Consider the following 8,242-nt stretch of genomic DNA (forward strand, 5'->3'; position numbering starts at 1 on the left):
CGCGATCGCCGGGTAACTGAGCTCGGTTCTCTTTGTTGTCGACGGGTCAATCGATCTGTCGCAGCGTGCAGCGGTATCTTCAGCTGGCGCCAGGAGAACCGGTGAGGCGGAATTCTTAGACAGGCTCTTCCACGTGAATAGAATCAACGCGATTTGTACCCACTTGGCGTACCTGTCCGCGCCTTAGTGAACCAGGAAAGCTATTGAGAGATTCTGTCGACTGATCTCGTACACCATTACGTACTGCGATTCTTCGTTTTTTCTCTTGATTCCTCAAAATTTCTCCGGAGTACTACAGCGCGGCGGTACGTCCGGATCGTCAATGTACCGTTCGATAAAATCTCAACACATTAAGCTAACCATGTAAATGATTTTATAACAATAGATGATACCTAACCCTTGGTTAGCTTGGCAGAATTATCCTGTGAGAGCGTCTGACGCTGCCGTCAATCGGCAGCAAACAAGGCATGTCGACGACCCCTCGTTCTGCGTGAACATAGAGAACGGTATTCTCGCTGTGAGTGTCCGTCGGAGACCTACCAGGACGGTGCTTGCAAGCATCACGTGGCCGTTACGATCCCGAGTCGGTACTCTCATTTTCCTTACTGGAGTCGTCTTCACCTTCTCCCTGGCTGCTCTCGGACTCGGAGAGCACTCTGAACGGGCGCATCATGTCGTGGTCCTCGTGTTCGATCATATGACAGTGCCACATGTACTCACCCGTCTGGTCGGTGAACAGCCCGTCGTGTGCCCCGAACCGGACGGCGACGTGGACGACCTCCCTTGCATGGACCGAGACTACGTCGTTCCACCCTCGCTCGTACGGCTCGGGGGTCGCGATGGCCTCGGGGTCGATCCCGTCCGCGGCGGGATCGTAGTCGCCGACCGGCTGGCGTCCCAGCACCTGGAAGTGGACGAGGTGGAGGTGCATCGGGTGGGACATCCCCGTGAGGTTGGCGAAGCTCCAGATCTCGGTGTCGCCGAGGGCGGGTTCCTCGGTCACGGGGTCGTCCATCCCGAGACCGGACTGCTCCTCCTCGGTTCCCAGCAGGTAGAGCTCCCGTCCGTAGTCGTCGACGTCCTGGGTGAGCGTGAGGTATCGCTCCTCGGTAACGGCGTCGAGGCCGATCTCGGGAACCTCGGTCAGCGTCCCCGGAACCCGGCTGTCGTCCTCGACGGCCGACTCGCCGACCTCGACGAGCATGACTTCGGGAAGCGCGTCGGCGTCCCCGTTGGTGCCGGACTCGCCTGTATACATCGCGGGGGCGTCGTTGTGGACCAACAGCGTCTCGCCCGCATAGTCGGCGAAGTCGACGACGACGTCGGCGCGCTGGCTCGGCCCCATCTCGAGACGGCCGTCGATCCCGACCGGCTCCGCGAACAGGCCGCCGTCGTTGCCGATCTGGACGAACGAGGGGCCCGCCTTGCCCGCCTCCTCGGCGTCCTCGTCGTACTCGAGGAGCCGGAGGTTATAGAATCGGCTGTTGGCGCCGTTGAGGAGCCGGAATCGGTACTTTCGGGGTTCGACGGGCAGGCGGGGCCAGACCTTTCCGTTGACGACCGACGTGTCCCCGTAGAACTGCGGAACGATGCTGAGATTGGGCGCGGCGTCGTCCTGATCGGGGACGGCCGTCGGGTAGAACAGCGAGCCGTCCGCGTTGAATCGTCGGTCCTGGAAGACCAGCGGGACCTCGTACTCGCCGCTTGGCAGGCCGAGGTCCCGTTCGTGGTCGTTCCGGAGGATGTAAAAGCCCGCGAGGCCGGCGTAGACGTTCAGCCGCGTGATGCCGAGCGAGTGGTCATGGTACCACAGCGTCGCCGGGGGCTGGTCGTTCTCGTAGTAGTAGTCTCTCTTCTCGAACTCGGGGCCCGTCTCCTCGAACTCCCGGGTGGACCACGCCAGCGGGTTCCCGTCGCTCTCGGCCTCGACGTTCCCCCCGTGGAGGTGGGTCACGACCCGCGACCCCGGCATGTCGTAGGGGATCATCTCGGGGTGGATCGTCGTGTCCTCGGGCAGGAGGTGCTCGTCGGGCAGCATGTTCGTCCACCTGACATAGATCGGTTCACCCTGTTCGGCCTCGATCGTCGGGCCGGGATACTGGCCGCCGTACCCCCAGACGGTCGTCGGCGGGAGATCGGAGTGAAGCTGCTGTTCAACTTCGTTCAGTTCCACCTCGTAGTGGGGCTGGCCCTCCTTCGTCCCGGTCGGTTCGGCGACGCCTGGCCGGGGAACCTCGTCAACCCACTTCTCGAGGTCCGGAGAGGAGTGGTCGGCCGCCGTCGCCGCCGTGTTCGCAATTGGGGCTGCACAGCCCGCGAGCGCCGAGGCACCGACGGCACCGGCCGCGAGGAGGTATCCACGCCGCGAGACGTTCGTTCCAGAGCTTCGAGTACGATCTCTCATGGATAGTGATACGAACCGTCCGTACATAACGAATCGAGCTGATTCCCATTCCGTAGGAATCGGCTTTCCTGTCCCGTCAGATAGGGGCAGGGGATCTGGTTCACCGACCGTTGGCCGAGGAGTCGTCGTCGGCAAGGGACTGCCTGAGCCAGAGTGCGAACGGTGACAACAGGACCATGAGTCCCATTGTGGCCATTCCGGCGATGCCCGCCGTTGAAGCGCTCGAGTCAGCGCTCGCCGTGTCGTCAGAGGACTCCTCGACCGTGGCACCCTCTTCGGCGACGATCACCGCTCCTTTCATCCCCATCGAAGCGTGTGGCGTACACTTGTAGGGGAAGAATCCGCTCTCTTCGAACTGATGTTTGAACGTGGCTCCTTCGGCGTCCTGGCGCTCGCTCCCGAACGCGCCGTCCTCGCTCGAGACGTCGTGTGATCCTCCGTTGCCCGACCACTCCCAGACGACGGTCGTCCCCGATGAGACCCGCACTGCGGGCGGATCGTAGGCGAAGCCGTCGCCGGCTCCAACCGTGATCGTCACCTCCTCAGATCCGGTCATGTCGGCTACAGACCCGTCGTAATTGGGTGTGTCAGAGAGCCAGTCGTCGATCTCGCCCTCGTCGACGGCGCCGACGGGGGCAGTCGCGGTCGCCGCCAGGGCCGCACTTCCGGCGACGCCGAGGAACGTTCGTCGGTCCATCGAGCCGTACTGCGTTTCGGGACTCATACTTAGACCTTCGCAGGGCATACACCTCCGTTGGGCGATGATTCCCACCGACTGGGAATGAGTTACAGTACGGGATTCGATCTTCGATAGATCCACGCATTCCCTGACTCTGTCGCCCATCTATACTGATAAAATAGACAAGACCTCGTTAGGTCGATGGCCCATTGTGGGCCCGTTCGAATGCAGTGCCGTCGCGCCAGGCTTTGTACTCGTCTAACGAGTCCCAAAACGTTATCGTGACGTGTCCCTTGACGTCTCCGGAGCAATCAGTTTCATTTCCCGAACGCTCTTGTGACGTAGATTGTTGGTGAGTTAGAGCGCGGTTTCGAGGATCGTTTTTAACGCTTTTTCCCGGTTTCGGTAGACGCGACGGCGTAGTTGGAAGGCTCTGAGATATGGCGTGAGCTTGTCCTTGGAGATACCTCGATGGGGTGAGAGCCAGGATCGCGCCAGCGATCCATGGCTCTCGCAGGTATTGACGTGAACGTCTTCAGCGGCGTATTCACCATCACTGTGAACGACGTATTCGCGGTCGAATGCGTCGTCATCTTCGAGCGGTTCGTACGCCCGAAAGCCGTCGGTGTAGACGGTCAGCGCCTCCTCTGTGCGGTCAGCAGGTAGGAGTCGAATCGTCGATTCGTCGGCGGCTTTCGCTGGCAGCACATAGCGGTTGCCGGTGCCGCGATCAGCCAGAATAAACACGGGTGGCTTGTCCTGTTCGTACGTTCCACGTCCGCGCGTGGAGAGGCCACGCGAGCGCGACGTACGGTCGCGCTCGTGGCCCTTGAGCCCGGCTTTCACGTTCAGTTCGTCGATCTCGACTGGGCCTTCGAGTTGTGGCCGAGGCGCGGCCAGCGCTGGCCGAAAGCGCTGGACGCGCCGGTACACCGTTTTGTAGGAGACATCGATTTCGACGTCTAACTGCCGAAGACTGGTGTTGACCGGATATACGTATAGAGAGCGAGAAACCATTTCCTGAGGTCGACCGCCGAGTGTTCGAAGATAGTCCCGGTCTGATCGTTGAATGTGCGGTCACAATTCTTACAGAGATACCGCTGAAACATCCGATAGCTGCCGTACCGAATCCGTGATTCGGTAGGACAGCGCGGGCAGTAGACGCCGTCACGCCAGCGAATCTGCGTCAACAGATTCGCGGCACGACGCGCTGAGACGAACGTCTTGAGTGGAATCGTGCTTCGTCGGGTGACGCGGTCGCGCCACCCTTGCCCGCTACGACTTTCAGCTACCGCTGAATCGTGACCAACAATCCTCTCCCCAAGAGCGCAACGGTGACTACGAACATGAAGTGTGATTAACCAACATGAGGGGCACTTGAAGGGGAGTTGTTGGATAATCGCAGTCCCTGTGAAGATATACCCCCCACACCCCGTGTGCGATATGAAATTGGGGAGACAACGGAAAGGGGTGAATGAGGGAAGAGATCGTGAACTACCAGTATTAACGATTTCACGGAAGAGAGAACTCAATAAGACGAGAATAGGAATAGCGTATATTTTAGGAAACCTTTATATATCCTCTCAGTCAACCAAAGCCTTACTGCTATTAGAGCAGTTGAAACAAAACAAATCGTTTTGTGACATTACTGCTTTCTCTTGTGGCTCGTTTCTCTCGCCAGTTAGACCGGTTCACCATTTCTTTGCCTTCTCATGGCTTCTTTCGTCCAATCACGAGTTACTCTCCCGCCTCATGTCTACTTACCTTCCCGTCAAATTCATATCGCACACGGGGTGTGGGGGTAGTTCATCACCGAAATTCTATCCTACCCGAGACTGTCTATACATATTATGCTTCCACCGGATCAAAATCTCACTTTGCGTTTCATCCTGCACACGGTGGGTGCCCGCATCGCCCTTACTTGACTTGATTCGACATCCTCGGTCATTTCCCGAACTGTCCGGAATGTCATATCGCACACGGGGGGTCTATTTGACCAATTGATTTCGCCCGCGGTTACGGGTTTATACTGTCTTCCCTTCGATAAACATCCTCTGTTGGCTATATTCGGTGGATTTAACCTCGCACACGGCATCCATATTTATTTATAGTCTCGGTCTTAGTGCGCAAACATGGCTGACGGCGACAATCAACAATCCCTCTCCCAATCTATTAAAGGCCGTCTTCAGGAGGGGGTTCAGAATTCGGTCTTTCGCGATAAGGGATTGCTTGATCCCGATGCTGTCATCAACGAGGACCGGATCGTCGGTCGTGATGACCAGCTGGACGATATTATCACCTACCTTCGACCGGCATTACAGGGGAACCGACCTCCCAATATGCTTCTTTATGGTCCGTCGGGAACCGGTAAGTCACTCATTATCAACGCAGTTTGTCAGCAGGTCTTCGAACTCGCGAACTCCCAGGGGGATCGATTTGGTGTTATCAAAATCAATTGTCAGACGATTAAATCACATGACCGGGCCGTCTATCGCCTCGTGAAGAATGCGGCTGAGGAAGCGGGCGTTGATGTCGGTGTTCCCGAAAGCGGGATTTCAACGGATCAGAAACTCGATCGATTCTACGAGGTTCTGAGCAACAACTTCGACTCGGTCATTATCATTCTTGACGAGGTCGATCTCTTGGTAGGTAGGCAGCGGGATCCAAACGATGAACCCGCGTACTCGAAACTTCTCTATCAGCTGTCTCGAGCGTCACAGCTTGGTCGGATTGAGGGTCACGTTTCCGTCGCTGCTCTAACGAACGATCCACGGTTTATGGAGGAACTCGACGGCCGAGCGGAGAGTTCGTTCAACCCGCAAGACGTCGTCTTCCCTGATTACGACGCGAACCAATTACAGGCAATTCTCGACAGACGCCGCGATGCGTATCAGGACGGTGTCCTTGAGGACGGCATTATCCCGCTTAGTTCGGCGTTCGCTGCGCAGGACCACGGTGACGCGCGAAAGGCAATCGACCTGTTCCGGAAAGCTGGCGAGATTGCGGACCGCGGTGGGGATGACACAATTTGTGAAGAGCACGTTCGCGACGCCCAGAAAGAGGCCGAACGGGACCGTACGTTGACTCAGATGCAGGGCCTCTCGACACAGAAGAAGATCTCACTCTATGCCACCGCGATCGTCCCCGTTTACTCCCAGCGAAATTTGAATGCCGTCCCCAGTACGGTCGCTTACCGAGTTTATCAGTACCTCACCGACCTGTTGGATGCTGACGAAAAATCGCGTGACTCTTATTTACGGTATATGAATGAAGCTGAAACCTACAATTTTGTCACATCTGATAAGCGAGGACGTGGTTACGGGAGTGGTGTTCACAAGGAATACACCTTCATTGACGACCCAGAAGTGGTTGCCGAGACGCTTCAGACCGACATTCGTCTTGAGGAGGCGGGACACGAGGAGGATCTCATCAAATCTGTTGTCAACGCGCAGATAGACGATTTCTTTGAGGAGAACTGACTCGAAGAGAGGTCGATGCTGGCGTCAAATTCATTTCGCACACGGGGGGTGGTTCTGCAAAGAGTATTGAAAGAAAATTAATATATGTCTGACAATAGTCCACAAGATTTCATTTTGCACACGGGGTGCCCCCCAATCTATTCATCAACCACTTCATCTCTCACACGGGGCCCCTCTGAGAGAAAATGAAATCATCTCGCACACGGGGGGTGCTGACTCCACACTGTCGGCGAATTCACTTTGCACAAGGGGTGTGGATCCCTCGAAATCAAGTCAGTAACTCCCTACTTGTCGGGTTGACTGGCGCTTTATACTTCGACGCCACTTTCTCCTCCTCTCTCTACTGCCAGTAGTAGTAGTAGTAGCGGTTGTCGTTGATCTCCTTGATCGTGATCGTGGCCTTCGACGGAACGTCATCCGGAAGATCGTCAGATCGCTCGTCGATCTCGTTCCTATTCTGCGATAGCTTGACCGATCACGCGTCGTTTGGACGGGGGGTATTCTCGTATTTGACCATCTTTTCGGGCTTGTCGGAGATGGTCTCGTATATCCGTTGGAGCGTCTCCTCTGCGGCGAGTAGATTGTGCTCCTCAAGGAACTCGCGGCCCTCCTCCGTGAGGCCGTAGAACTTCCAGGGGTAGCCTTGCCGGCGCTGATCGTCGTCGAGGGCGACCTCCTTGACGATACCGGCGTCGATCAGCTTCTGGATGTGCTTGTAGACGGTGGCGTCGCTCACGCTGGGGTTGAGCTCCTCGAGTTCGTACATCGAGGGGAGTTGATCAGGGTGCTGGAGAATATTATTGAGAAGGGTGAACCGCGTCCGTTGAGTGACGAAGTGGACGAGTTCCCGGGTTTCCATCCTCTCAACAGTTCCCAGATCGGTGCTCATACGTCACCATATGCAGTCCGCCGGCAAGTAGTTTACCCTAAAGTAAACCACTCTGAAGTAAACCGTGATACGCTTGAATAGGTAGTTTACTCCATAAACTCTATCTCTACGGCGGGAAGTGGCGTAGATATGACTAACGAGGAGCCACCGGTCCCAGAGGATATCCTCATGAGTGCGAAGGAGCAACTTGACGAGGAAGAGATCTCTCTGGCGGATAACGAGGAGATCCTCCACGCTCTGAGCGAGCTCACGCCGATCTACGAGAATGACCGGTCATATTTCGTGCTCGGGAATTACGACCGGGACCCGATTCGGCGACTGAATCTAGTGGTCGACCGTCTGAACCGTCGGCAAGACGCGTATGCCTTCCGGATGGTCGACATCCGTGGTGAGTGGGATAACAGCATCCAGAAGTTCTGCCTGATCGCCGATATCGTGACCTACCTCGTCGGTGTCGCCGAGAAGAAGCCCAGCGACTTCCTCGTTGAGCAGGGACTCCTAGTCGGCACGACCGAGTACTTCGCGAAGAGTCACGTCCTCATGCGCGAGTACGAGGATCAGGAGCATCCCTTCGGCTGGATGCAGGATGGGGTCTTTGAACTGTTCGACCAAGAAGGGCGGCTGTACCGGTGGCGGACGGAGGCGGATCTCATTGACGTAATTGATACTGACGGCTAAAAGTTCATAGAGTTCGAGTCAGTAATGGCCGTATGGCCAATCTGGAGAACGTCTCTACCGAAGACCTCCGCCAGATCTTGGCGGAGGTCGATGACGGTGCAGCAGTACAGCGG

Annotated in this window: 5 protein-coding genes and 1 pseudogene; 2 read left to right on the forward strand and 4 right to left on the reverse strand. The window is 56.8% G+C overall.

Annotation, left to right across the window (positions count from 1 at the left end):
* Nucleotides 1-571: 571 nt before the first annotated feature.
* The 3 genes and pseudogenes from LCF40_RS22500 to LCF40_RS22510 form a co-directional block, all read right to left on the reverse strand.
* A complete protein-coding gene (locus LCF40_RS22500; RefSeq protein ID WP_224830369.1) occupies nt 572-2,404 on the reverse strand; it encodes a multicopper oxidase domain-containing protein in 1,833 nt (610 codons plus the stop codon).
* A gap of 100 nt (nt 2,405-2,504) precedes the next feature.
* Nucleotides 2,505-3,128, reverse strand: coding sequence for a halocyanin domain-containing protein (locus LCF40_RS22505; protein ID WP_224830370.1), 624 nt, complete (start codon nt 3,126-3,128; stop codon nt 2,505-2,507).
* A gap of 312 nt (nt 3,129-3,440) precedes the next feature.
* Nucleotides 3,441-4,318 (reverse strand): annotated as a pseudogene (locus LCF40_RS22510) (IS1595 family transposase).
* 897 nt (nt 4,319-5,215) lie between these two features.
* Between LCF40_RS22510 and LCF40_RS22515 the strand changes: the two are divergent.
* Nucleotides 5,216-6,562: an orc1/cdc6 family replication initiation protein gene (locus LCF40_RS22515; protein WP_224830371.1), complete on the forward strand. Its 1,347-nt coding sequence runs from the start codon at nt 5,216-5,218 to the stop codon at nt 6,560-6,562.
* Between the two features lie 475 nt (nt 6,563-7,037).
* On the opposite strand, the gene LCF40_RS22520 is transcribed toward LCF40_RS22515, so the two are convergent.
* Nucleotides 7,038-7,451, reverse strand: coding sequence for a MarR family transcriptional regulator (locus LCF40_RS22520; RefSeq protein ID WP_224830372.1), 414 nt, complete (start codon nt 7,449-7,451; stop codon nt 7,038-7,040).
* A gap of 129 nt (nt 7,452-7,580) precedes the next feature.
* On the opposite strand from LCF40_RS22520, the gene LCF40_RS22525 reads away from it, so the two are divergent.
* Nucleotides 7,581-8,129 carry a DUF8170 family protein gene (locus LCF40_RS22525; protein WP_224830373.1) on the forward strand — a complete coding sequence of 183 codons (549 nt, stop codon included), beginning with the start codon at nt 7,581-7,583 and terminating at the stop codon, nt 8,127-8,129.
* The last annotated feature ends 113 nt before the right edge of the window (nt 8,130-8,242 follow it).

It is taken from the genome of Saliphagus infecundisoli (assembly GCF_020177375.1).
GTDB lineage: Archaea > Halobacteriota > Halobacteria > Halobacteriales > Natrialbaceae > Saliphagus > Saliphagus infecundisoli.

What these genes read in the sequence shown, in the direction of transcription:
- LCF40_RS22500 (WP_224830369.1), bottom strand. Translation starts at nt 2,404, where the DNA reads ATGAGAGATCGTACTCGAAGCTCTGGAACGAACGTCTCGCGGCGTGGA.
- LCF40_RS22505 (WP_224830370.1), bottom strand. Translation starts at nt 3,128, where the DNA reads ATGAGTCCCGAAACGCAGTACGGCTCGATGGACCGACGAACGTTCCTC.
- LCF40_RS22515 (WP_224830371.1), top strand. Translation starts at nt 5,216, where the DNA reads ATGGCTGACGGCGACAATCAACAATCCCTCTCCCAATCTATTAAAGGC.
- LCF40_RS22520 (WP_224830372.1), bottom strand. Translation starts at nt 7,451, where the DNA reads ATGAGCACCGATCTGGGAACTGTTGAGAGGATGGAAACCCGGGAACTC.
- LCF40_RS22525 (WP_224830373.1), top strand. Translation starts at nt 7,581, where the DNA reads ATGACTAACGAGGAGCCACCGGTCCCAGAGGATATCCTCATGAGTGCG.